We start from the raw sequence: 21,665 nt of genomic DNA, 5'->3' as shown, positions 1-21,665 counted from the left end.
GCGAGCTGGGTGCGAGCGTGAACAGGTTTCAGGTGACGCCGATGCTCGGCGGAGTTGCGAAACGACAAATCTAAAAAGCGCGCCCCTTTGGAAGCCGACTCGTATAAGCGTGGCTCGCTACGCATAGGGGTACCCGCCTTCGGAAATCGTATGCCGTATTGGTCGCCCACGCTTGCGTGCATCGACGACGTGGCCAGAGGGTTTCGAAATGATTTGAGAAGCACAGTCGCCATGCGCCTTGTGGCATCGATATCGAGCGAGCGCCCCATGCTCAAAGTTGCCCTTCGATTTGAGACAGGCCGGAATCGCTAAACGCAAAAATCTGTAGCTGCATATTTGCCTATACCTGACGACAAGCTCTCCTGGAGAAGATAAATGAATCCTGCAGTCATCCCCGCCTTCGACGGCGTCAGAACAGCCGACTGCCCACTTGGCAACGTACTCGTGCTGGATAACGGCACGGTCGCATTCATTCCGTGCGCTGCAATGTACAAAATCGGACCGAACACGTCAGTCGCGTTGCAAATGCTGCACCTCGCAATGACACCACGCGGGTTGCGATGGGGTTCTGTGGTCTATGCGAATACTGTTCGCCAAGGCTTCGTCAGCACCCTCGAAAGCCCGACAGAGGCAGAGCGGTCCGGACAGTCGGGCCGTGCGACGGTCGACACCCATTCCGGGGGCGTGCGCGTGGCCCGCAGCGAGCAGGAGCGCAATGCGTTGGCCGAAGTGCAGTCAGCGTTCGCGTCTGGAGACCCAAGCTCCCTGCTTACACCCGAGGCCTTGGCGCTAGAAGCCAGGCAGCGGGCTAAGCTCGACAAGAAAGCAGCGAAAGACGCCTCGGACGCAGTCGACTTTGCCCACCAGAACTGGCCCGCAGCAACCTTCGGGCTCACGGTCAAAGAGCACGACACCCAGCTCGAGCTCCGTTTCAACTACGACGCAGCGGTCGTAAAGGCGGTCAAGGCGTCTAAGGCACGGTGGGACGGACTGCGGAAAACCTGGACCCTCCCCCGAGAGCATGAAGTTGCCTTCGGCAAGCGATTGAAGAAAATTGCTCTGGAGCTCGGCAAGGCGCCGCGCGGTAGCGATTCGGCAGCGGGCGCTATTGCGTCTGAAACCGCACGGGTCGAGGCATTGCTGGCCGAGGAAGCAACGAAACCACTAGCGGGAAAAATCGGCGCACTCGAAATCACCAGGAGCGACGATTGCGTAAGTCGCACTGGTTCGGCCGCCTCACGGCACAAGTACGTTCTGAATTTTCCCTATCATGAGCAGATGGTCAATCTCGTTCGCGGCGTGCCAGGTGCCCAGTTCGACCGAAGCACCAGCCGCTGGGAAGTGCCGCTAGTTGCTCGCAAAAGCCTGCAGCGTGCCTTGAACCGCATGCGGCCGTACGCGGAAGCCTTGGCAATGTCAGCAGGCCAGGAAACGGTTAAGGCGACCGCACATAATATCGACACGCGCGGGTCCGGCGAGCGCCGCGAGACTCTGGCTCAAGTCGGTGCTGCTGCCAACGCCGAGAAGGCCCACGCACGCTCGGGTACCTGGAATGTGTACCATTTTGCAGACCGCAGCGGCAACGGGCTTCCCCGCGGCACCTACAAGACCCGTGACGGGCGCTGGAATGTCGTCCTACAGTGCTCGAAAGGCCGCTTTGTCGAGGATGCATCCAGCGTGGGCGGTAGCATGTGCCACGAATACCAATTCCGACTCACCGTGCGCGCCGCAACCGAACTGGAGATTGACGGCGTTGTAAGCCAACAGCGTCAGGGTAAAGAACGTCGTATGGAAGCCGAGGCCCGCGAGCGAGCATTTCAGGCGATTGACAATGCCTTTCGGCAGTTCGGGGAATGGCCTCAAAGGCCTGTGGTCCCTGCGGAAGCGCTGCGCTATGGCGCTCGCCTTTTGGCCAACGTTAATGGCGAGCCGTCCCTCATGCGCTCAATCCACGAGTACGTTATCGACGAACAAGCCGACGCTCTCTGGAGTTTGTCGGACAATGGCATGGACGGAGATGACTGGTCGCGGAATAACCTCGTCAGCACGGTAGCCTTGCGCCTGCCGCTAAGGGGGGCCGAAGCGGTCGTGGCATTTCTCCGCGAGAGCAATCGGCCTCTGCTCGAGAAGACGACCCCACTCACCGTGGAACAGGTGGAAGAGTGGACGTCGAGGTTGGGCAAGCAGGTGGACTAACGACCGGAGCAGTCAGGCCACGCTCTTCCGTGGCGTTTTCTTCGCCAGCGCCTTCTTTACCGCAGCCGACGCGGCCTTCTTCGCGGACGCCCTCTTCACCGCCGGCATTGCGCTCACGGCCTTCTTGGCAGCAGGTTTCTTCGTCGTCGGGGCCTTTTTCGCGACAACCTTCGTGACCGCCGGTTTCGCATCGCCTACCGCTTCAGCAGCGTCAATCAAAAACTTGGACCTATCTTTGGCACCAGCAAGCCACGTCGGAGCTCGGCCGCGCCCGCTCCAGGTCGCACCACTCTTGGGCTCACGGTAAAGCGCCGGCTGCGGTCCCTTCCGCTGGCCCGTGCTACCGGTCGCGCCGACCGACTTCGAGGCCGCCTTTTTGACCGCAGCCTTTGACTTGCCCACAACGCCCGCGGTGGCCGCAACAGTCGCCTCGGCACTACCTGCAATCAAGAACTTTGTGCGGTCCTTGACGTTAGCAATCCAGGCCGGCGGGCGAGCGTGACCGCTCCACGTTTCGCCGGTTTTTGGGTTGATGTACTTTGGAGGCAGTTTGCCCTTCGTCTGCGACGCAGCCTCTTTCACAGCGGCGGCGTCGCCCGCTGCTTTCTTAACGACCTTTGGTCCAGCAGGGCGACCGCGCTTCCGCCGCATCTCGCAGGTGCCCGCATGACGTCAATGACCGTGCTTTGCCATCAATTTCAGGATGTCGGCAATTGCACCTTACAAGAAGAGGTGGCGCCCCCTGAACAGCTGCAAAATCGCATCGCAAAGCATCAAGGTCAAGCGGATGAACTATTTCACAAACAGACTTTCGCTGCGCTGGCAGCCGTGTAACCAGATATTAGTGGCCTTTCTCCCGCAACGTGCTTGAGTTCAACTATGGCTCGGCTATACTCGCCCGCACCGTTACTGCTTCCCAATGCGAATGAAGAAACTCTTAGCAGCCCTGCTAGCCGCAGTGGCAACGCATGCTTCTGCTGGTCCGGCATGTCCTCAGTTCAGTCCGAACGGACAGCCTCCCGTCCTCGCGAATGCGAAGTTGGCGGCAAAGACCAGGACACTGTGTTACTCGGATTTTGAGGTCCTTCACTCTGGCGTCACCCATGGGCCCTTGTGGTCAGCCGAACATCTGACAAGCGCTCACCTGACTGCCGCGAAAGGCGAGGTCCGCACCAACAAGTTTTATGAAGAAACTGCTCTGCCGGAAGGCGACGGTGCGACGCTCGCCGACTATCGAAAGAGCGGCTTCGACCGGGGGCACATGAGTCCCGCTGGCGACCGGTGGAACGACGAAGCCATGGCGGAATCGTTCTCGCTCGCAAACATGGTCCCACAGAATCCGACGAATAACCGTCGCTTATGGGCCCACATCGAAGAGGCGGTTCGCCGTATAGCGGTCAGTGCTGATGACACATATGTCGTGACCGGTCCGATGTTCACCGGTCGTCAGTTGAAAACTATCGGTGCAACAGGCGTATTCGTACCCACTCAGCTGTTCAAACTCGTATATGTTCCATCGCGGCACCTTGCGTTTGCAGTTGTGGTTGACAATGAAGCCACGAACCGGTACGACGTGAGGACTGTGCACGAGCTGGAAGCGGCGAGCGGTCTGCGTTTCCCCGGCATCCCAGAGTCCCTGAAGGACAAGCGAATCGGAGGGCTGAAAGGTGTTTAAGGCATTTGCGAACGATACGGACATTCTGAATATTCAGGGCGATGCGCTGACCGTAACCAACGACCCGGTACGCATCGTTATATCCGGCACCTTGGAGATAACGCGCGACAAGGTTGGACTGAAGGCAGCACTCGCGCTGCAGCAGGCCATCGGGAGCGTCGTCGATGTTCTGCAGAGAGACACGTCATTGCCAGAGCACGTCGCCGACGAGCCGCCGGCTCCGACCAGTACTGTCGATAACCCTTTTGTCTAGCAGGCTGTTCAAACACTTCCCGTGCTCGTCATCTGGGCACGGGGGCCAGCAGGTCGCTGCTCCACAGGGCAACTGACAACTGCGCTCAGGTCGTCGACTCGGCGCCAGACTCGACAGTGGCCACCGGAGCAGTCACAGCGGCGGCGTTCTTGCGCAGCGCTTTCTTCGCCGGCGCATTCTTGACCATAGCCGGTGCGGCCTTCGTCACAGCCGCTTTCTTAGCCGCTTTCTTAGCCACTTTCTTAGCCGGTTCCTTCGCGTTCACCGCCTTCTTTGCAGCAGTTTTCTTCACCGCCGCCTTCTTCGTCGGTACGGCTTTCGTCGCTGTGAGCTTCTTCGCGACGGCTTGCGGCTTGCTCGCAGCGCCTGAATCTGCCACAGCACTGGCGCCATCAATCAGAAATTGCGTCCGGTCTTTGGCACCAGCAAGCCAGGCCGGAGCCCGGCCGCGCCCGCTCCAGGTTGCGCCCGACTTAGGGTCACGATATTTGGCAAGTTGGGGGCCTTTCCGCTGGCCCTTGTGAGCAGGCGCTCCGGCAACCGCCGAGGCCTTCCTGGTCGCACTCTTCGACTTACTCACAGCACCCACGCTCGCTGCGGGAGCAGCGTCAGCACCAGTTGCAATGAGGAACTTGGAGCGGTCCTTGACGTTTGCAATCCACATCGGCGGGCGGGCGTGCCATTTTCGCCTCTTTGCGATTGAACTGGCCGCACTATGCCACGAGTATCCAGGCAAGCGCTACGGCCGGCATTCCGGGAGCAGTCGGCAAACGCCTGTTTCCGCTTTGCGCGTGCAGCAGAAATCAAACCCTTCTCTTTCATGGCGAGCCGCACTGCTGCGTCAAAAAGGTCCCCTGCTTTGAAGTCGCGCGTACTCGTCCTTTAACACCGCAATCCGGTCGCGATAGGCCGCAACGAGGCAGGGCTGATTCGAACCGCACTTGTTTCGGGCCACGAGCCAGTCTTGTTGCTCATCCCCCATGTGACCGCGCGTCCCCATCGGCACCAGTCCCATCAGCATCTCGAAGCGCACCGCCATTTCCACGTCCATCTCGCTGAGTTGGCGGGACGCACAAATCGCGCGCTCGTCGGGTTGTTGTGCCTGCTGGCAATCGAAGCTGGCCGCCGTCGCCGCAGTGGAGGCGAGGAGTTGCAATGCAAACGCTGCAAGGCCGAGTGCCGACCGGCAACGCCGTGAGCCTTGAAATGAGTTCATCCGTGCACGCTCCTTCTATCGAGATAGATGAGACCGAATCCGAACAGCGCTAGTTCGCCGTCAGTCCACGAGTCTTCGGTAATCCCCCGTTACCAATATCGCACCGCCGTTTCACATGTGTCCGACATCGCTCCTTACACTCCGAGCCGTAGTCACTGACATTGCACTCAATGTGCGAGGAGTAGCGAAGATGAACAAGAAAATTCTCGGCGCAGCGCTCGGTCTGGCAGTACTGGCAGCATCAACGGCAGCATCGGCACACGTCGACGTCGCCATTGGATTGGGCATCCCCGGAGCCGTGTATGCGCCTGCAGAACCGGTGTACGCACCGCCACCTCCCGTCGTGTATGCTCCCGCACCTGTCGCCGTCGCGTACGGCGGTGACGACGACTGGCGGGCCCGCGAATGGCGCGAACGTCGCGAGTGGCGTGAACGTGAATGGCGCCGCCAGGAATGGCGTGAGCACGAGTGGCGCGAGCGTCGTGATTGGCGCGGGTATTGAAACGACACCGGACGGCGCCACATCCGATAAATTCAACCTCTGAGTATCTTTGAATGAATGCTAGCTTGATAAGAACCGCCTTGATTGCAACAACGCTAGTCTTCGCAACGGCAGGCACGGCAAACGCCGCAGGCTGCCTCAAGGGCGCGGTGGTAGGCGGGGTCGCTGGGCATTACGCGGGGCACCACGCCGTCGTTGGTGCGGTCGGTGGCTGCATGGTCGGCAGGCACCTTGCGAAGCAGCACGCTCAAGAGCAGGCTCAACAGCAAGCCGCGCAACGTCAAGCAGCGCAGGCGCAATAAAACGTCGTCGGCTTGGTGTACCCGGTGGAACCAGAAAATCACTGGTCCACCGGGCACCTGGCAACTACGTTTAGGTCGTCAACCCGGCGCCAGACTCGACTGTGGCCACCGGAGCGGGCACAGCCGCGCTCTGGCGCGGTGCTTTTTCCGCCGGCGCCTTCCTAGCCGGCACCTTCGCGCTCACGGCCTTCTCGGCAACCACTTTCTTCACCGCAACCTTCTTCGTCGGTGCGGTCTTTGTCGCCGCAACCTTCTTGACGACGGCTTTCTTGGCAACTGCTTTTTTGGCCGAAGGTTTCGTCTTGGTCGAAGCACTCACATCGGCCGCCGCGCCGGCGCCATCAATCAAAAACTTGCTGCGGTCCTTCACCGATGCCAGCCACGCCGGCGCCCGACCACGCCCACTCCAGGTCGCACCACTCTTGGGCTCACGGTAAAGCGCCGGCTGCGGTCCCTTCCGCTGGCCCGTGCTACCGGTCGCGCCGACTGACTTCGACGCCGCCTTCTTGACCGCAGTCTTTGCCTTGCTCACAGTACCCGCGGTCGTCGCAACGATTGCTTCAGCGCCGCCTGCAATCAAAAACTTATTCCGGTCTTTGGCTTCAGCAATCCACGCGGGCGCGCGGCCGCGACCGCTCCATGTCGCGCCACTCTTTGGGTCACGATAAAGCGCCGGCTGGGGCCCGCGAACATAATTGCCATCAGCCTTCGCTTTGCTGACAGGAGCCGGCTTCGTGGCCTCCGTTGCTCCCTCAACCAGGAATCTGTCTCGGTTCTTCGCGCTTGCAATCCACTGGGGCGCGCGGCCATGTCCGGTCCAAGTCGCGCCACTTTTTGGGTCGCGATACTTGGCCGCAGCAGCACTACTCTTGCCGACAGACTTCGCTCCGACCTTCTTCGCCCGCTGCTTGCCGCCAAGATGCCCATCAATGTCCGCAGCCGTCAGGCCGTGTTTTTCCATCAACTCATGGATGGTCTTCAAAACCTTCGCGGTTTCTTTTGTCGTCAATGCGTCCGCCTGTGCTTGCAGTTTTTTCATTCTTGCCTGGATTGCTTCCAAAGTCGTTGCCATAAAGTGATTTCCTTATGAAGGTGGTCGCAATATGCCACGGTCGCGCTAGAAAAGGCTAGCGCATTGACTAAAGCGGCGTATCACCAAAAATCACAACACTGCGTCGCCGCGCTCCATGCCCTTCAATGTGGTCCGTTCAAGGTTTGTCCTTGCCGCGAACATTACTTGGTGGTTCCCCGGTGTTTCCACCGTTCCTCCTTCGGCGTTGGAAGAGAACACCGAATCCAACCGCGACAAGCAAGGCCGTCATCAGGCCGGCGCTCATGCCGGTCGCGCTACGGGATTCACTTGCGCTAGAAGGAGCAGAAGCTACCGTAGGTGAAGAGGCTTGAGTCTCCACAGGCTGCGGAAGCGCCACGCCGGCGGCACTCCCTCGACGCACAAGAGATGCTTCCGATGTCGGCAAGGCTTGGGATGCGGGAAGGACGATTGCTTCCGAAGCAGGTCCGACAGGGGCCATGGCAGTAGCCGAGGCCATAACCGGAGCCACAGCAGCGCGAGAAGTGGTTTCGACAGACCTGGCTATCACCGCCCACCGAACAAATACACCGTCGATGCAGTGGACGTCAGTGCAGGCGTTCCGCGATTGCCTCCACCGGGCGAGTTGTGCGGGCGAGAGTTTCCCACTGCTCAGCAGAGCCTGCTGTTGCGCGAAGATATCTTCGTACTCGTTGTTCAGGATGGCGTGGTCGCATATGACGCGCTCAGCCGGTTGTCGCGTGGTCGCACATCGAATATCGCTCGCCCATGCCGCGGTCGAACCAAACGCTGCCATTGACAGCAACAAGACCAAATGTCGTCTCAGATACACCAGTCCTCCTGGAATATGATTGCCGCTATTGCATCAGCCGTATTAGTTCAGTCGTGGGAAAGGTCTGAACTAACTCGCATACCGTGAACGGAGGGAGCGGGCACGACGATGAATCCCCCTAGCTCATCACCGTACGCAACGACTCTCCCTTCAAGTAGATAATTTGCCGTCAGCGCACACAGCGCCGCATCAACGTCGTCGATAGACCGAAGTAACGTTGCCTCGACCCCCTCACGTTGGAGGATTTCTCGGCGCTGAGTTCCCTTTTTCTTCGCTGATGCGACTTCCTTCCCAAGGTAGGCGCAAGTTATCGCGTGGGGAAACGTCTCGAAACACACTCGGTCACCGATTTCTTCACCATTCTTGAAAAGAGGAAAGTGTGGGGCGAATACGTCATATACACGCTCGCCGTTGAACATCCACCCGTAGAATCCGCTTTTACTGGACATGGCCATTTCGCGAGTCGGTGTGGCAAACGAAAAGATTCTTTGCTGAGCAAGAGACTTCTCAGCTTGCCTGCCAGCCTCGCCAATTCGCCACCTACAGGGTGCGTCAATGCCCACCGCTGCTACCTCAAATTCGAAGCATTTTTCGAGCATACGCTCCGGCGTTTCTTTGCGGAGGTTGCACACAATCTGGGTACCACGCAGGATAACTAGATGATTTCCCTTCCGGTCGCCGCCAATATCGATTCCAGCTACAGCTCGTCCAGAGCTCATAGTGCAATTGCCGATTTCAATAAGCCCCGGCGGCCGCAGAGGAGGAACGCAGAATAGACCGGGGAGTTGTCGTCGCTGAACTGCACGGGAACCCTCACTCGATTATCTCTACGTTGCACCCATCGCTGCGTTTTTCCGATTTGGAGACATCTAACCTAGCGTACGCAACAGAGCCTGCTTCACGGTCATCGGCTGCTCTGTATCTGCATCCACGATTTTCAGCCGCATCATGTGCTTTCCCGGCGAGGCACCCGTCCTTCGGGCCTGCCTCTAGCAGGCATACCGGGAATTTGCCGTTCTGGCTCAACCGGTTTGCAAGAACGCATCCTGGCGAACCTGCTCCGACGATGACGTAGTCGAATGTTTGCATGCCGCGGCGTCTCCATTTTTCGCCCAAGCTTGTGGAGAAACGTGGGCAATTGCAACTTGTATGTAGATGTCTTAGTATCTTGATACAACAGCGAATAAGACGCCGCAAGGAAAAGCGCGCCGCATGCTGGAATTTGAACCGAAGATGCTTTTTTGAATTGAAAAAGGCGAGGCGACTGGTCATCTCTGGACGAAACTCGATGGAAAACAACACTCAGAAACGCACCTCCTCACGTCGACAGACGCCCCCCCATCTTCCGGCAGCACCAGTGGCCGAAAATGAGAATTCCGCGACCGCTGAATCCAAGGCTGCGACCGTTCAGAACGAACCGCTGCTCAACCGGGATAGCGCGACGGCGCTCTATGTGCAGATTGCCGACCTGTTGCGTGCCGACATCGACGCAGGCACGTTTGCGACTGACAGCAAACTGCCCGGTGAAAATGAGTTGACCCGACGTTTTAGTGTCAGTCGGGTCACGGTACGACAGGCAATTGCGCAGCTACTGACCGAAGGCTATGTGGTCAGCAAGCAAGGCAAAGGCACGTTCGTGTCACGTCAAAAGTTTCTGCATGACCTGAAGCCAATGCGCGGCTTCTACGACGCGCTTGTCGCGCAAGGTGTTGAACCGAAGACAAAGCTGCTGGGGTTCGGACCTGCATCTCCACCGGAGCCTGTTAAAGAGGCCTTTGGTTCCCGGGATGGCGATTGTTTCCAGCTAAAGCGCCTCTACCTGGTCGACGATGAGCCCATCGCGCTTGTCGTTTCATATTTGCCGCCCGAGGCAAGCGGGCTGACCTGGGAGCAAGTCAACCGGAATCCAATCTACGTGTTGCTGGAAAGTCTGCTGAACATGCCTGTAGCGAAGGCAGAAATTCGCATTCGTGCGCGTACCGCTGGCACCTCGGTCGGTCAGGTCCTCGGGCTCCCATCACGCGCGGCGCTACTGGTTATGGAGCGCGAATCATTTGGAAGCAACGGGACGCTTCGTGAACACACGACGTTCTACATTCGCCCCGAGAATTATGAGTTCACACTGAGCGTGCAAGGGCCGTTGCCCGTCGGCTCGTCCATCAAGAATATCAGCGGGACCAGTTCGCTGGACCGTGCAAAATGACCAGGCGTAGAACGATGTTCACGCCTTCTTCGGAGTGAACGTCGAACCTCTTTGGCTTCTCGAACTTCGCTGACTGGCAGATGAGGCAATCCATCGGGCGGTCAGGCTGATTGTGGACAGCCTTAGACCAACTGGCTGCGAATGCGCCGCAGTTCGTCGCCCATACGAGTGAAGCGAGCGTCAGTCATCTTTAGTGGCTGCGTACAACCCTTGGTTCTGCACCAGAATTGCGACGTTCTTGCCGCCGGCGTAAAGCCCGGCGGCAACCGTCGAGCCTTCATGGCTTATCGACCCGCCGCTAGCTAATGTGAAGAGCGACGAGATGCTTCGCCACATGCTTTGCCATACGGATACAACGCCGTCACCGATGGTGATAGTGCGTCGCTGGGCTATTACGAGATATGTGCCGGCAACGACGCCGCCTACCGCTGGTAAGGCGATGCGAAGTGGCCACGACAGGTGCCTGGCCATCTCGATGATATTTCCCGGCTCGGCGCCAAATAGCTCCTGTAGCAGGTCGATTCCCTCGCGAAACGGCGCCGTTGCAAATGCCCCCGTCACACCGAAAACAACGGCCCAAAGCAACATGGTGTGGGAGCCCGGTAGCCGGATTGCTCTCCTGACGCATGTTCGAATCTGCAGGTGAAGCGCGTTCATGGCTGCGTGCGGCGCAAGCTGGGGCATGTTGAGACAACAACGCCGCGAGACACGTCCGCGTTGTTGTCACATGGATGCTCAGCGTCGTGGGGGTACCACGTGGACCGGAGAAGTTTCAGACTGCCCGTGAGCGAAGGATGCCGGCGTGCTTTCTCCAACGGACATACGCAGGACGCGGAGTGTCTTGGCTTCAGGGTCGATTTCGACGAATGAGCCGTGCGGTACGACTTCAGTGACGTCCCGGTCGAAGCCGGCCAGCATCGAGATGCCGCCCAACGCCGCACCTTGCGCAAGAATCGGATTCACGGTGTTGAAGACGATTGCGACTGGCGCCATGTTTCGCGATTGCATTTCGTGCAGCATCCATGCACTCGCGACACCGCCTTTCGCAGTATCGAGCACAAGAATGCGGCCTTTGTATGACTGGCCGACCAACTTGTGGGTGGGCCGCGAGAAAACACCCTGCAGGCGGTTCAGGTCATAGCGGGCCGAGAAGCCATCCTTTGCAACCAGTGCTTCTGCCGACACCTTCTTTCCGAGCGCATGGCGCGCCGTCAATACGAATTCGTTCATGCCAGTTCTCCCGTTTCGGCAGCTTTGACGCACTCTTCCATCGACGCCAGCATCGGCGTATAGCCGTAACCGCCCAGAATGTTCACCAGCTTCGCGCTATTGGTGGCCAGCGTCTTCCAGCCCTTGGCTTCGGCCATTTCGCGCGCATACGACTGGTAGAAGCACATGCCAGCCAGAACCGTCCCGCCGGCGCTCTCGATACGGCGTGTGTAGCCGAACCTTTCAGAGTCCGGCGCGACCTGCGGACTGGTGACTGCCAATAGCGGAACCTTGAACTTACGCCTGTCGCAGATTTCGGCAAGCGAGCGCAGTTCGTAGAGACTCAGTTGCGGAGCAGAGAAGACAACCACGTCCACTTTCTTCGTCACCGCGTAGCTGGCCGCAAGGGCTTCTATCTGCGCGCGGTCAATCCGGTGATGGACCGGCAGCCTGTCACCGCCAACGTCTTCGATACGAACGGCTTCCGGCGTAATGCCAACCATGTGGAACAGTGCGATGGAGCCGAAGCTGGCCATCGCGGCACCGAAGTGCTTGAGCTCATCCGACGTCGGCGCTCCTTCAATGCCCTCGATGACCGGAACCTGCCAGTAGTTGCCGGCAAGACGGCCAATCACACCACCGAGCGCGCCCCATTCGTTCAGCGTACGCGGGGTGAAGTCGACGCGGAACCGAACCGTAGTCTGACGCTTTTCGTCGAGGTGGTAACCGTAGCGCGGCGTGCGGCCGGTCAGTCCCGCCGACAGCGCGGAAGGACCGCCTTCAAAGTTCGAACGCGCGCCGTTCACCGAATTCGAATAGATGACGACGCCAGTGTCGCCGAAGGCAACGTGTTCGCCGCGCGTCGCCGCGAGCACAGTCTGGTAGTTGATGCAGGTGTCCGTCATGCTGACACCGAGCCTCTCGAACGCGTGAATTGCGCGGCGTTCCAGTTCGACCATCCAGTCGCGCTGTCCAAGGTCGTTGGCTTTGCTGAAATCGGTACCGCGTGGGTCCGTGATGGTGGGAATGCAGACGACATGCCGCCCATCGCTTGCCTCGGACAATTGCTCCAGCCACATGACGCCCGCCTGACCGAGACTTTCCGTGTCAGCCATCACATGTGCCTGCGTCACCGGCACGAAGTCGCGCGCGCCGAAGAATTCACCGACCTGCACCTGATGGCGCATCGCCATTTGCAGGACCTTGCCGCGCTCGCCGCTGAGCATTGCGGTCTCTTCATCGTTGAGAAGCATTCGCAGTCTCCATAGTGATTCGTAAAGTGGGGCAATCCGCGTCGGGCGACAACGCCTCCTCCCGCGACGGGCACGCTGGCCCTGCGGGCATAGGGACAGCCACCACCCTCATTAGTCGACGGGCTCAACGCGCAATTTCGAAAACAACGCTGCCACCGTAGGTGTGGGGCAATGTCTGTCAACGATTGTTTGCTTGTCTTAACTTGTATTAAGACAACATGAGCGAATCCTAGCGGGGTGACATGCCGTTGTCAACACCGATATGTCTGTCTCTGGTGGATGCTCGGAGAAGTGGGGCCGCTTTGACACTGGGACGATGGCTTGAGTTATCTGACAAGGCGAGTTCGAGTGCCGCGACGAGTGGAGCCACTCTTCGGAGTCGGATTTTCATGACCGCTTCGGTCTTGGTTCAGCAGAAGACCTCAGAAAACCCGGTAGTTAGCGAATCCACCTGGTTGACATGCGTGGAATTATGGCACTAGCATGCCTTACGATGTCTTGATACGCGTTAATACAACTGCCAGAAACTTCTGGCAAGGAGACAGGAACGTGGCTTCTCGTCGGTGGAAACCCACTGCGGCAGACCTGGTGTTGCTGCTTATCTGCCTGTTGTATTTGATTCAGTATTCGGACCGGGTCAATATCGCAACGGCGGCCGGAGCAATCCGGCATGATTTGCACCTCTCGAACACGGAACTGGGCTTTGCCTTCTCTGCGTTTGCGTATCCCTATGCCATTGTGCAACTCTTCGGGGGCTGGCTCGGCGACAAGATTGGGCCGCGACGGATTCTGGCGTGGTTCGGACTGACCGTCGCGCTGGCGTCCGTGCTCACTGCGTTCGCCGGCGGACTCTGGTCGCTCGCTGCTTGCCGATTCCTCCTTGGTGTCGGTGAGGCTCCGTCGCTTTCCACCGCGACTTCCGCCATGTCGCGCTGGTTGCCGGTCGAACGGCGGGGCTTTGCGCAGGGAGTCACGCACGCATGTTCCCGGGTAGGCAGCGCACTAACCCCGCCAATGATTGCGTTACTCATGACGCTGTGGAACTGGCGCGTAGCATTCGTCATTGCTGGACTGATTGGCGTGCTGTGGGTGGCGGTGTGGTATCGGTACTTTCGGGATGAACCGGCACTCCACAAAGGTGTATCGAAAGCCGAACTGGCCGCGTTGCCAGTGCCGCGAGACCGGACTGATAAGGTCAAGGTGCCAGTCCGCCGCCTGTTGAAGCGAATGCTTCCGGTGACTATCGTCGACTTCTGCTACGCGTGGACGCTGTGGGTGTTTCTCACATGGCTTCCGTCTTTCTTTTTACACAGCTATCACCTCAACCTGAAGAACTCTGCGCTCTTCACGTCGGGGGTTTTTGCAGCCGGGATTCTCGGTGACACGCTCGGAGGCGCAATAAGCGACAGGGTGTACCGGAAAAGCGGGAGCCTGAAAAAGGCACGACGCAACGTCATCATTGCAGGCATGGTAGGTGCGCTCACATTTCTGACGCCAGTCCTGCTGGTCAAGGACCTCACCGTCGTGGCTGCCAGTTTGTGTTGTGCCTTCTTCTGCATGGAGCTCGTAATCGCTCCGCTTTGGTCGGTGCCGATGGATATCGCACCGCGCTTCGCGGGCACTGCCAGTAGTTTCATGAATATCGGATTCGGGGTCGCAGGAGTGCTGTCTCCTCTCACGTTCGGATTCGTAATCGACCGTACGGGCAACTGGGCTCTGCCATTCGGATTGTCCATTGCCATGCTGCTGATTGGTATCGTCTGTTCGTTCTGGATGCGGCCAGAAGAACCACTCGCAGTGGACGATTCCCTCTATTCACTCGAAGGCAGTACTGCAGGAGTTCAACGTACTATTTAGCGTGAGCATGGTTGCATGCCATTATCGAGAATCGCATGCAACTTGCCCCCATGCCGAGGAATCCGCCCTCGGCGAGAATTGCATATAACAACCTTCGACGCGGATTTCGCTCGTTGATAGCCGGCGACGTCCGCCGAAAACCTGCGCGAGCCAGGCACACATTACCCATCGCGACGTCCACGACGCGAACTCCAGGCACTGCGTACAGTTGTCCGCCAACGGACCACCCTGCTGCAGCCACGCCGGGGACCGTCCAAACAAAGCGGCGGCGGAGATTCGCGCTTCGGGTTTCAAAGGTCGTGGGCCTCGGTGGGCCACAACACGAGGTGACCTATTGCCTCGACCGCGCCCTCAACGAACGGTTGATGGCTTATATCGAGAGGCGCGAAGCGAAAGGATTGCCGCGAAGGTTGCGTATCGGCTACTCAGGCGCCATCGGTTAGCTGCTGTTTTTAACAGGCAGGCTTCCCAAATCCATTTCGACCTTGACTGCGTCACCTCTATAGACCACGTCTGCGTAGTAAATAACGACGTTCTCAAGGTCATTGAAGACACGTTGGACACGAGCCACGGGAGAGTCCGTCGGTACCCGCAGCAAGCGTGCTGTCTCAGCGTCAGCGCTGCCGATGGTCAGAGTCTGTCGCGCTTTTGCAATGGAGCGCGGCGAGAGCTCCACAAGAGTCGGGATGGCCAGCTCTTCGCGGAACCTGTCGGGCGACATCGAAAAAATCTTGTCTTCCAGGTACAGGGAAATGACGCAGTACGGCAAACCATCCGAAGAGTGCACCCGTTTCATATGCACGTAGTGTTCCGCAAGCACCCCGTCAGCTGTCGTAATAGGTGGCCTTCTCCTGTTCTCTTCGACAGTGAGCAGTTGCTGGGTCGTTGCCTGATACATTTCGACCAGCGCCGCGAGGGTTGTGACAACTTGCACCGGCTTCAACGTTGGTGCTGTTGCGGAAACGAAGGTGCCTCTGCCTCGTTGAGGAGTGAGCGCACCCTCGCTCATCAAGAGTTGTACGGCCTGGCGGGCTGTTACTCTCGCGACATCGAATTCGTCGGCAATCTGCTCGAGAGTCGGAATTATCTCGCCCTGCTGCCAAACTCCGCGGGCAATCCGGTCCCGAAGCGAGTCGGCAATTTGTAGGTACAGGGGAATTGGGCTCGACGAGGCGCGCGACATTATCGATACTTATGTACTTTAGAATCTTTACTATAACGCGTGTGCAGCAATTCGTGATGAGTTGGCGTGAGCGCGGCAGAGAAAATCCGGTGACGGTCGAACTTCATTGCCAGGATGCAGACTCTCTGGACTTGCAAAATCGCTTCCTGGCTTCGTACCAATTTAACGGCGGTCAAGCGTCAAGCAACAGCGCTTTCCTGCGAAAGAGGAGTCAGCAGCCGCCCTGAGACAAAGCTTCCGTCACGCGCGCGGCGATGAGAGTACTGACACGCTCGTTAGACTGAAGCGTCAACCCCGCAATGTGTGGAGTCAAAATTACATTCGGCAGACCAGCGAACATCGAGCCGTCGCGCATGGGCTCCTCCTCGAACACGTCCAGCGCGGCTCCGCCCACACGCCCTTCACGCAATGCGGTTGCGAGCGCCGCTTCGTCAATGATTCCGCCACGTGCCGCGTTAATCACGACGGCATGGGGCTTCAGGCTCTTAATCTGGACTGGCCCCAGCAGGTTCCGCGTCTCGTCGCGAAGCGGCACATGCAAGGTCAATACATCGGCCTGGGCGAGCGCCTCTTCGAAAGAAACACGTCGCACGCCGCTCAGTTGCCACACTTCTGCATCCCCGGCCAACTGCGGGTCAAACGCTATAACCTGAACACCGAGTCCAATGGCCAGTCGAGCAACGAGTTGGCCAACGCCTCCGAAGCCAACCACCGCCAGCGTGCTACCGGCAAACTCGCGGCCATTCGAGAGTTGCGGTCGAGGCCAATCCCCGGATGCAACCTCGGCGGACGACAGATAGGCGCCGCGCAACAGCATCATCGCCGTCGAAATCACGTACTCCGCGACCGCCAGGGCGTTGGCGCCCGTCGCCGGGATAATCTTGACCTGCCGTTGCTCGCATGCTTTCAGGTCGATATTGTCCAACCCGACTCCAAGACGGCCAACAACAGACAGACGCGGTGCACGCTCAAGCAGTGCCGGATTTATCTGTGTCCGGTTTCTAATAACGATTGCATCGGCATCATGCACAGCCTCGAACAGACGTTTGGGGTCGTCAACCAGAGTGCGGTCGTCCAGCACGTCAAAATGCTTTCGCAGTGATTCGACCGCGGACGAATCCATAAATTCGCTAACTACAATTTTCCTTCGTTGTGTGCTCATGTCTAAACATTCCTCATACTTTCTAACATCGATAAAAGCGAGACTTTTCTTTTCTAGTGGAACAGACCGTTAGAGCGGTTAGGGATGTCTGAGAAAAATTCCCGTTGACTAGGTGACAAGTCGTCTGGGTACAGCTTCATATCAAGGCGTACAACATCGTCTCTATAGACGACATCCGCACAATGAATTACAACATCATCTTGGTCGAAAAATACGCGATGCACATGCGCTACCGGGGAATTCACCGATACGCAAAGGAGTCCTTTAGATTCAGCGTCTGTACTATCGAACGTGAGTGTCTGATGTGCCCGCGCAATAGGAAAAGGTGGTTCCAGAAGAAGCGGAATCACGGCGTTTTCACGAAAACGCCTCAGAGAACTCGCGTAAATCCGCTCGTCCAGATATAGCGAAATCACGCAGAAAGGTACGCCATCAGTGGAGTGACTTCGCTTCATGTGCGTGTAGCACGAAGCGAGTTTGCCTTCAGTCGCACGCACCGGCGGCATTCGACTGCGGTTGTTAATCCCCAGAGGCTCTGGTGCCATCGAACGATTCATCTGAGCAAGGTTGGCGCGCCTGCTTGCGGTAACAAACATGCCATGTCCACGATGAGACAACAGCGCCCCCTCGGCGATGAGCAATTGCACAGCCTGTCGCGTCGTCACTCTCGCCACGTTGAATTCACTGGCAAACTTGTCGAACGTCGGAATGGCATCGCCTGTGTGCCACGCGCCCCGAACGATTCTGTCGCGCAGCGTTCCGGCAATTTGCAGATACAGCGGTACGGAACTCGACGACAGGCTTTGCGTCATGGCAGGTTCACCGGAGCAAGTAGAACTGTGGATTGTGTGCAACGACGTCACCCGTTACCAGGCGTTTAACCCAAACGTTCGCGTGCTGTCTCCTGTCACCGTGGGTTCCCGCGAGCGGTACTGCTCGTAAACCCTGGGGCAGCAGGAGAAATGTTGAACGTCGTAACATCTTATAGTACGGTAAACCATACTTTAGTCTCAAGTCTTTTTCAGGACATCCGCCCCCAATAAGAGGCCCACATTAAATGAAGCAAGTTGAAAAAAGCGAAGTCGAGGTCGAGCCGTTCACAGTTGAAAGTGTCGACGTTCACGTTCTTCGCTGCCCAATTGCGACACCCGTGCGAACGTCGTTTGGCACAATGCACGACCGTCCTGCTGTGCTTGTTTCAGTTACTGATTCGGACGGCTGCACCGGCTGGGGTGAAGTCTGGTCCAACTTCCCGGCGTGCGGCGCCGAGCATCGCGCAGCCCTCGTGTCGACCGTTTTCGCCCCGATGCTCGCCGGTAGCCGCGTTGCCGACCCCGCTGATGTGTTCCGTGACTTGACCAAGCGCACCGCAGTGCTCGCCTTGCAGTCCGGTGAACCTGGCCCATTCGCACAGGCGATTGCCGGACTGGATTTGGCGCTATGGGACTTGCGTGCCCGCCGCGCCGGGCTTCCTCTCTGGAATCTGCTTGGGGGCACCTCCGACAATATTCCCGTTTACGCGAGTGGCTTGAACCCGGTTGGCTCCGCTCAGCTTGTCGCCCACAAGCTCGAGCAGGGATACGAGGCGTTCAAACTGAAGGTCGGCTTTGGAGTCGACCGCGACATCAATAACCTGAGAATGCTCCGGGAAATCATTGGCCCAACTCGCCGGCTGATGGTCGATGCAAACCAGGCGTGGACCCTTGCGCAGGCACTTGAAATCGCACCTCTGCTGTCACCTTTCAATCTGGGCTGGCTTGAAGAACCTCTGCGTTGCGACCGTCCGTTGAGCGAATGGCAAGCGCTTGCAGGAAACGCCCCGATGCCACTCGCGGGGGGCGAAAACATCGCCGGCGATGACGCGTTCAACGCCGCAATCGCGTCACGCGCGTTCTCAGTTATCCAGCCGGACGCAGCCAAATGGGGTGGAATTTCTGGCTGCCTGAACGTCATCCGTTCAACACAAGCGGCCGGACTTACGTATTGCCCGCACTATCTCGGCGGTGGCGTCGGACTTCTTGCTTCCGCTCATCTGCTTGCGGCGACTGGCGGAGATGGCACGCTTGAAATCGATGCAAATCCGAATCCGCTTCGCACCCTCTTGCATGGCCCACTCGACACGCTCACCAATGGTCACGTGCATCTTGGTCATGCGCCCGGAATCGGCGTCGTGCCGAATCTGGCCGAATTGCGAGAGCACATTCGCGAGAAAGCTGCGTTCGTTGACACTTCCCGGAAATCGAGCTGACACAGAACGACAGAATTTTACCTCGCCAGCGCGACCGCATCGAGAATGCAGTTTTAGTATCCGTTACTGAACTTGTATCAATCAACCCAATAACGAGAGAGACATGGAAACTAGCGCCTACATGGACCAGGCTGCCGAACTCGCCGACGTAACAAGAAACAGGCTGTACCGGAAACTGATTCTGAGGCTCGCTCCCTTTCTGTTTCTGGCGTACGGCATCAACCAGCTCAACCGGTTCAACATCAGTTTCGCGAAACTCCAGTTCATGAAGGACCTGGCGCTTAGCGACTTCTCGTTCGCGCTCGGCGCTGGGCTGTTCTTTATCGGATACGTCATCTTCGAAGTCCCGAGCAGTCTTTATCTGCAAAAGGTAGGAGCGCGCGCAACTTTCATCCGAATCATGGTTCTCTGGGGCCTACTGTCTGCGCTAACTGCTTTTGTACACACGCCGACACAGTTTTATCTGGTCCGCTTTCTTCTCGGCGCAGCCGAGGCGGGATTCATGCCCGGCGTTATCCTGTACCTCACCTACTGGTTCCCGGCCAGTCGACGCGCCCGTATTACGTCGCTTTTCTATCTCGCAGCAACAGCCTCCGGAGTCATCGGTGGCCCAATATCTGGCCTGATACTTAAGTATTCGGAAGCGTGGGGCCTGATGAGCAGTTGGCAATGGCTCTTCGTCGTCGAAGGGGTGCCCACAGTCACTCTCGGCATCTTCGCCTATTACTATCTCCAGGACTATCCCAAGGATGCAAAGTGGCTCACCAGTGAAGAAAAGGCACTTCTGCTGCAGGACTTGAAGGAGGACCACGGAAGCGCCAATCACAATGCTGTTGGTCTGCGCGACGTTGTCAAGCTCCCGCGGATTTACGCGTTCGGTCTCGCTTACTTTGGCGTCGTCGCTGCCAACAATACGCTAGCCATTTGGGCTCCGACCTTGATTAAGGATTCGGGCATCCATGACGTTTTCGCTATCGGTATTCTGTCCGCGATTCCGTACATCGTCGGAGCAATCGGGATGCTTACTATCGCTGGGCATTCGGACAAGAAACGCGAGCGTCGCTGGCACTTCGCAGTTCCTTTCGCGCTAACTGCTATCGGCTTTTCACTTATCGGTCTCTTCTATTCAAACATCTACGGCACGGTTGTACTTCTGTCGCTTGCATCCATTGGCATCTTCACGGCATTTGCGATATTCTGGACCATGCCTACCCAATATTTGTCGGCGTCCGCGAAGGCTGCGGGTATTGGCTACATCAGTACCATTGGCATGTTAGGAGGATTCTTTAGTCCTATCATCCTGGGCTATGTCAAGACAGTCAGCGGAACCTTCGTTGGTGGCTTCGTGGCAATGGCCGCAATTTCAGCTATCAGTATTCTCCTGATTCTCGTCGCAGCGCCGAAATCACCGAGGAAGTAGTCGATTTATCAGGACGGAGTTGCGCAAGGCCGCAACTCCGTCCTGAACTCCCGGTTCGCACCACCACATTGTCATACCGCTTCATTTCCAGAGTTGGCAGGCGACGGCGATAGATTATGTGGACATCATTCGAGGTACCTGAGCCTCCAAGCACCTTCTGTCAGACAATTAACCGCTGGGCTTGGAGGCCACAATCCGGGCAGCCCGGTGGCAAGAACTCAGTGCCCTTGACGAGGCGCTTGCAACGGCTTTGTCCCAATCAGAACTGGTCGCCCGCCCCCTGAAGCAAGCATTTGATATGCAATGAATGGCTCGTGCCACCCAACGAGACGCGTCAGGCGCGCCTCTGGACCCACTCGCATCGGAATCCAGACATCCAAGACCCGTTTGTATATCTGCATCACCTCGTGGACTACCACGCTGACCTGCGCACAACGGAAAGGTTTTGATGCGACAACGAATCCACACCATCTGCAAGCTACTTTTTTACAGAGCGCAGACCCTCGTTCGCATCAATAGCGAGAGCTGCCGGACAGCCCACTGAGTGGCGGCGGCTAAGCTGGGCGCTCATCGTCGGATTCGCTGGTGCCGTCGCTACCATTATCTTTCGCGAAAGCATCGGATACCTCCCAAGGCTATTCTCAAGCTGAGCGGAGACCGCTCTCACCGGAATCTTCAGATAGCTGATGCCATCAGCAACACCGCGCAACCGCGACACCACCCAGCACGACGCACGCTTGCCGACGATGCCTGCCTATCGTGGACTAAATTTTAGATTGCGTATCGGCTAAAGCCATTCGCTAGATATGCCTTTAACCTCTTCTTTAATCTGAGAGTTTCTTCGACATATAAAGCCATAAGTTGCATGGAACTCTTTTAGATGAGGTTCCTGCGCGAGCGTGGTGCTTCCCACCTGATATAGAACCCGAAGGGCGGGCATCTGTTGGTGCCATATGAGCGGTACACGCAGCAGTCTCCGGGTTTCGGCCTGAACACCGTTTTGCAATGGTCAACATTCGTAAAACCACACACAGGCGTCGGTGGGCATCGATTCGTTCGTGAGCGTCGCTACTATGAACTCCGCAACACATTAAAAACGCGTG

General features: G+C 57.8%; 22 protein-coding genes and 3 pseudogenes. 10 read left to right on the top strand and 15 right to left on the bottom strand.

Annotated features, from left to right (window positions below):
- Positions 1-375 precede the first annotated feature (375 nt).
- Positions 376-2,196: a hypothetical protein gene (locus GNZ13_RS27800; protein WP_172170562.1), complete on the top strand. Its 1,821-nt coding sequence runs from the start codon at positions 376-378 to the stop codon at positions 2,194-2,196.
- 12 nt (positions 2,197-2,208) lie between these two features.
- Here GNZ13_RS27800 and GNZ13_RS27795 read toward each other — a convergent pair whose 3' ends face one another.
- A complete protein-coding gene (locus GNZ13_RS27795; protein WP_328807302.1) occupies positions 2,209-2,778 on the bottom strand; it encodes an H-NS family nucleoid-associated regulatory protein in 570 nt (189 codons plus the stop codon).
- Positions 2,779-2,862: 84 nt separating this feature from the next.
- Here GNZ13_RS27795 and GNZ13_RS27790 point away from each other — a divergent pair, with 84 nt between their 5' ends.
- The 3 genes from GNZ13_RS27790 to GNZ13_RS27780 all read left to right on the top strand — a co-directional run bounded on the left by GNZ13_RS27790 (position 2,863) and on the right by GNZ13_RS27780 (position 4,124).
- The gene (locus GNZ13_RS27790; protein ID WP_172170558.1) at positions 2,863-3,030 is read left to right on the top strand and encodes a hypothetical protein; all 168 of its coding nucleotides are present in this window, start codon (positions 2,863-2,865) and stop codon (positions 3,028-3,030) included.
- Positions 3,031-3,121: 91 nt separating this feature from the next.
- Positions 3,122-3,871 carry a DNA/RNA non-specific endonuclease gene (locus GNZ13_RS27785; RefSeq protein ID WP_172170556.1) on the top strand — a complete coding sequence of 250 codons (750 nt, stop codon included), beginning with the start codon at positions 3,122-3,124 and terminating at the stop codon, positions 3,869-3,871.
- Positions 3,864-4,124, top strand: a complete 261-nt coding sequence (locus GNZ13_RS27780; RefSeq protein WP_172170554.1) for a hypothetical protein — start codon at positions 3,864-3,866, stop codon at positions 4,122-4,124. Before GNZ13_RS27785 ends, GNZ13_RS27780 begins: the two co-directional genes overlap by 8 nt.
- An 85-nt stretch (positions 4,125-4,209) precedes the next feature.
- Here the strand turns inward: GNZ13_RS27780 and GNZ13_RS53950 are convergent, their stop codons facing one another.
- From GNZ13_RS53950 to GNZ13_RS27770, 3 genes and pseudogenes are all read right to left on the bottom strand, one after another.
- Positions 4,210-4,503 (bottom strand): hypothetical protein, encoded by a 294-nt coding sequence (locus tag GNZ13_RS53950; protein WP_328807303.1) that lies wholly within the window; start codon positions 4,501-4,503, stop codon positions 4,210-4,212.
- A 27-nt stretch (positions 4,504-4,530) separates the two neighbouring features.
- Positions 4,531-4,788, bottom strand: a pseudogene (locus GNZ13_RS53945) (H-NS histone family protein); the annotation flags it as partial.
- Between the two features lie 177 nt (positions 4,789-4,965).
- Complete coding sequence (locus GNZ13_RS27770; protein ID WP_216675044.1) at positions 4,966-5,340, bottom strand: lysozyme inhibitor LprI family protein; 375 nt, start codon at positions 5,338-5,340, stop codon at positions 4,966-4,968.
- A gap of 190 nt (positions 5,341-5,530) precedes the next feature.
- On the opposite strand from GNZ13_RS27770, the gene GNZ13_RS27765 reads away from it, so the two are divergent.
- Positions 5,531-5,842, top strand: a complete 312-nt coding sequence (locus GNZ13_RS27765) for a hypothetical protein (protein ID WP_172170550.1) — start codon at positions 5,531-5,533, stop codon at positions 5,840-5,842.
- A 53-nt stretch (positions 5,843-5,895) separates the two neighbouring features.
- Entirely contained in the window at positions 5,896-6,144 is a 249-nt protein-coding gene (locus GNZ13_RS52755; RefSeq protein ID WP_236002211.1) for a hypothetical protein, read from the top strand.
- 70 nt (positions 6,145-6,214) lie between these two features.
- On the opposite strand, the gene GNZ13_RS27755 is transcribed toward GNZ13_RS52755, so the two are convergent.
- The 4 genes and pseudogenes from GNZ13_RS27755 to GNZ13_RS51625 all read right to left on the bottom strand — a co-directional run.
- Positions 6,215-7,216 (bottom strand): H-NS family nucleoid-associated regulatory protein, encoded by a 1,002-nt coding sequence (locus tag GNZ13_RS27755; RefSeq protein ID WP_172170546.1) that lies wholly within the window; start codon positions 7,214-7,216, stop codon positions 6,215-6,217.
- An 858-nt stretch (positions 7,217-8,074) separates the two neighbouring features.
- Positions 8,075-8,746 carry a DUF429 domain-containing protein gene (locus GNZ13_RS27750; protein ID WP_172170544.1) on the bottom strand — a complete coding sequence of 224 codons (672 nt, stop codon included), beginning with the start codon at positions 8,744-8,746 and terminating at the stop codon, positions 8,075-8,077.
- A 150-nt stretch (positions 8,747-8,896) separates the two neighbouring features.
- On the bottom strand, positions 8,897-8,974 hold the full coding sequence (locus GNZ13_RS51630; protein ID WP_236002213.1) for a hypothetical protein: 78 nt from the start codon (positions 8,972-8,974) through the stop codon (positions 8,897-8,899).
- A gap of 25 nt (positions 8,975-8,999) precedes the next feature.
- A pseudogene (locus GNZ13_RS51625) lies at positions 9,000-9,116 on the bottom strand (lycopene cyclase family protein); the annotation flags it as partial.
- Positions 9,117-9,315: 199 nt separating this feature from the next.
- Here GNZ13_RS51625 and GNZ13_RS27740 point away from each other — a divergent pair.
- Positions 9,316-10,230: a GntR family transcriptional regulator gene (locus GNZ13_RS27740; RefSeq protein ID WP_172170540.1), complete on the top strand. Its 915-nt coding sequence runs from the start codon at positions 9,316-9,318 to the stop codon at positions 10,228-10,230.
- Positions 10,231-10,410: 180 nt separating this feature from the next.
- Here GNZ13_RS27740 and GNZ13_RS27735 read toward each other — a convergent pair whose 3' ends face one another.
- From GNZ13_RS27735 to GNZ13_RS27725, 3 genes are all read right to left on the bottom strand, one after another.
- A complete protein-coding gene (locus GNZ13_RS27735) occupies positions 10,411-10,818 on the bottom strand; it encodes a hypothetical protein (RefSeq protein ID WP_216675043.1) in 408 nt (135 codons plus the stop codon).
- 147 nt (positions 10,819-10,965) lie between these two features.
- On the bottom strand, positions 10,966-11,460 hold the full coding sequence (locus GNZ13_RS27730; RefSeq protein ID WP_172170538.1) for an aconitase X swivel domain-containing protein: 495 nt from the start codon (positions 11,458-11,460) through the stop codon (positions 10,966-10,968).
- Positions 11,457-12,692: an aconitase X gene (locus tag GNZ13_RS27725; RefSeq protein ID WP_172170536.1), complete on the bottom strand. Its 1,236-nt coding sequence runs from the start codon at positions 12,690-12,692 to the stop codon at positions 11,457-11,459. The genes GNZ13_RS27730 and GNZ13_RS27725 overlap by 4 nt, the downstream gene beginning before the upstream one ends.
- A 549-nt stretch (positions 12,693-13,241) precedes the next feature.
- Between GNZ13_RS27725 and GNZ13_RS27720 the strand changes: the two genes are divergently transcribed.
- On the top strand, positions 13,242-14,549 hold the full coding sequence (locus GNZ13_RS27720) for an MFS transporter (protein WP_328807301.1): 1,308 nt from the start codon (positions 13,242-13,244) through the stop codon (positions 14,547-14,549).
- A gap of 439 nt (positions 14,550-14,988) precedes the next feature.
- Here GNZ13_RS27720 and GNZ13_RS27715 read toward each other — a convergent pair whose 3' ends face one another.
- From GNZ13_RS27715 to GNZ13_RS27705, 3 genes are all read right to left on the bottom strand, one after another.
- Positions 14,989-15,732 (bottom strand): GntR family transcriptional regulator, encoded by a 744-nt coding sequence (locus GNZ13_RS27715; protein ID WP_172170532.1) that lies wholly within the window; start codon positions 15,730-15,732, stop codon positions 14,989-14,991.
- 211 nt (positions 15,733-15,943) lie between these two features.
- Entirely contained in the window at positions 15,944-16,894 is a 951-nt protein-coding gene (locus GNZ13_RS27710; RefSeq protein WP_172170530.1) for a hydroxyacid dehydrogenase, read from the bottom strand.
- A gap of 53 nt (positions 16,895-16,947) precedes the next feature.
- Positions 16,948-17,706 (bottom strand): GntR family transcriptional regulator, encoded by a 759-nt coding sequence (locus GNZ13_RS27705; RefSeq protein WP_172170528.1) that lies wholly within the window; start codon positions 17,704-17,706, stop codon positions 16,948-16,950.
- 245 nt (positions 17,707-17,951) lie between these two features.
- Between GNZ13_RS27705 and GNZ13_RS27700 the strand changes: the two genes are divergently transcribed.
- Positions 17,952-19,142, top strand: a complete 1,191-nt coding sequence (locus GNZ13_RS27700) for a mandelate racemase/muconate lactonizing enzyme family protein (RefSeq protein WP_172170526.1) — start codon at positions 17,952-17,954, stop codon at positions 19,140-19,142.
- Between the two features lie 103 nt (positions 19,143-19,245).
- On the top strand, positions 19,246-20,562 hold the full coding sequence (locus tag GNZ13_RS27695) for an MFS transporter (RefSeq protein WP_172170524.1): 1,317 nt from the start codon (positions 19,246-19,248) through the stop codon (positions 20,560-20,562).
- Between the two features lie 876 nt (positions 20,563-21,438).
- Here the strand turns inward: GNZ13_RS27695 and GNZ13_RS53940 are convergent.
- Positions 21,439-21,610 (bottom strand): annotated as a pseudogene (locus GNZ13_RS53940) (GDCCVxC domain-containing (seleno)protein).
- Positions 21,611-21,665 lie beyond the last annotated feature (55 nt).

The organism is Paraburkholderia elongata (assembly GCF_013177735.1).
Taxonomy (GTDB): Bacteria; Pseudomonadota; Gammaproteobacteria; order Burkholderiales; family Burkholderiaceae; genus Paraburkholderia; species Paraburkholderia elongata.
The sequence above is the reverse complement of the archived record's forward strand: the minus strand, read 5'-3'. Positions and strand labels throughout refer to the sequence as shown.

What these genes read in the sequence shown, in the direction of transcription:
- GNZ13_RS27765 (WP_172170550.1), top strand. Translation starts at nt 5,531, where the DNA reads ATGAACAAGAAAATTCTCGGCGCAGCGCTCGGTCTGGCAGTACTGGCA.
- GNZ13_RS27705 (WP_172170528.1), bottom strand. Translation starts at nt 17,706, where the DNA reads ATGACGCAAAGCCTGTCGTCGAGTTCCGTACCGCTGTATCTGCAAATT.
- GNZ13_RS27700 (WP_172170526.1), top strand. Translation starts at nt 17,952, where the DNA reads ATGAAGCAAGTTGAAAAAAGCGAAGTCGAGGTCGAGCCGTTCACAGTT.
- GNZ13_RS27710 (WP_172170530.1), bottom strand. Translation starts at nt 16,894, where the DNA reads ATGAGCACACAACGAAGGAAAATTGTAGTTAGCGAATTTATGGATTCG.
- GNZ13_RS27755 (WP_172170546.1), bottom strand. Translation starts at nt 7,216, where the DNA reads ATGGCAACGACTTTGGAAGCAATCCAGGCAAGAATGAAAAAACTGCAA.
- GNZ13_RS27715 (WP_172170532.1), bottom strand. Translation starts at nt 15,732, where the DNA reads ATGTCGCGCGCCTCGTCGAGCCCAATTCCCCTGTACCTACAAATTGCC.
- GNZ13_RS27730 (WP_172170538.1), bottom strand. Translation starts at nt 11,460, where the DNA reads ATGAACGAATTCGTATTGACGGCGCGCCATGCGCTCGGAAAGAAGGTG.
- GNZ13_RS27695 (WP_172170524.1), top strand. Translation starts at nt 19,246, where the DNA reads ATGGAAACTAGCGCCTACATGGACCAGGCTGCCGAACTCGCCGACGTA.
- GNZ13_RS27740 (WP_172170540.1), top strand. Translation starts at nt 9,316, where the DNA reads ATGGAAAACAACACTCAGAAACGCACCTCCTCACGTCGACAGACGCCC.
- GNZ13_RS27790 (WP_172170558.1), top strand. Translation starts at nt 2,863, where the DNA reads ATGACGTCAATGACCGTGCTTTGCCATCAATTTCAGGATGTCGGCAAT.
- GNZ13_RS27785 (WP_172170556.1), top strand. Translation starts at nt 3,122, where the DNA reads ATGAAGAAACTCTTAGCAGCCCTGCTAGCCGCAGTGGCAACGCATGCT.
- GNZ13_RS27725 (WP_172170536.1), bottom strand. Translation starts at nt 12,692, where the DNA reads ATGCTTCTCAACGATGAAGAGACCGCAATGCTCAGCGGCGAGCGCGGC.
- GNZ13_RS27750 (WP_172170544.1), bottom strand. Translation starts at nt 8,746, where the DNA reads ATGAGCTCTGGACGAGCTGTAGCTGGAATCGATATTGGCGGCGACCGG.
- GNZ13_RS27735 (WP_216675043.1), bottom strand. Translation starts at nt 10,818, where the DNA reads ATGTTGCTTTGGGCCGTTGTTTTCGGTGTGACGGGGGCATTTGCAACG.
- GNZ13_RS27800 (WP_172170562.1), top strand. Translation starts at nt 376, where the DNA reads ATGAATCCTGCAGTCATCCCCGCCTTCGACGGCGTCAGAACAGCCGAC.
- GNZ13_RS52755 (WP_236002211.1), top strand. Translation starts at nt 5,896, where the DNA reads ATGAATGCTAGCTTGATAAGAACCGCCTTGATTGCAACAACGCTAGTC.
- GNZ13_RS27770 (WP_216675044.1), bottom strand. Translation starts at nt 5,340, where the DNA reads ATGAACTCATTTCAAGGCTCACGGCGTTGCCGGTCGGCACTCGGCCTT.
- GNZ13_RS51630 (WP_236002213.1), bottom strand. Translation starts at nt 8,974, where the DNA reads ATGCGGCTGAAAATCGTGGATGCAGATACAGAGCAGCCGATGACCGTG.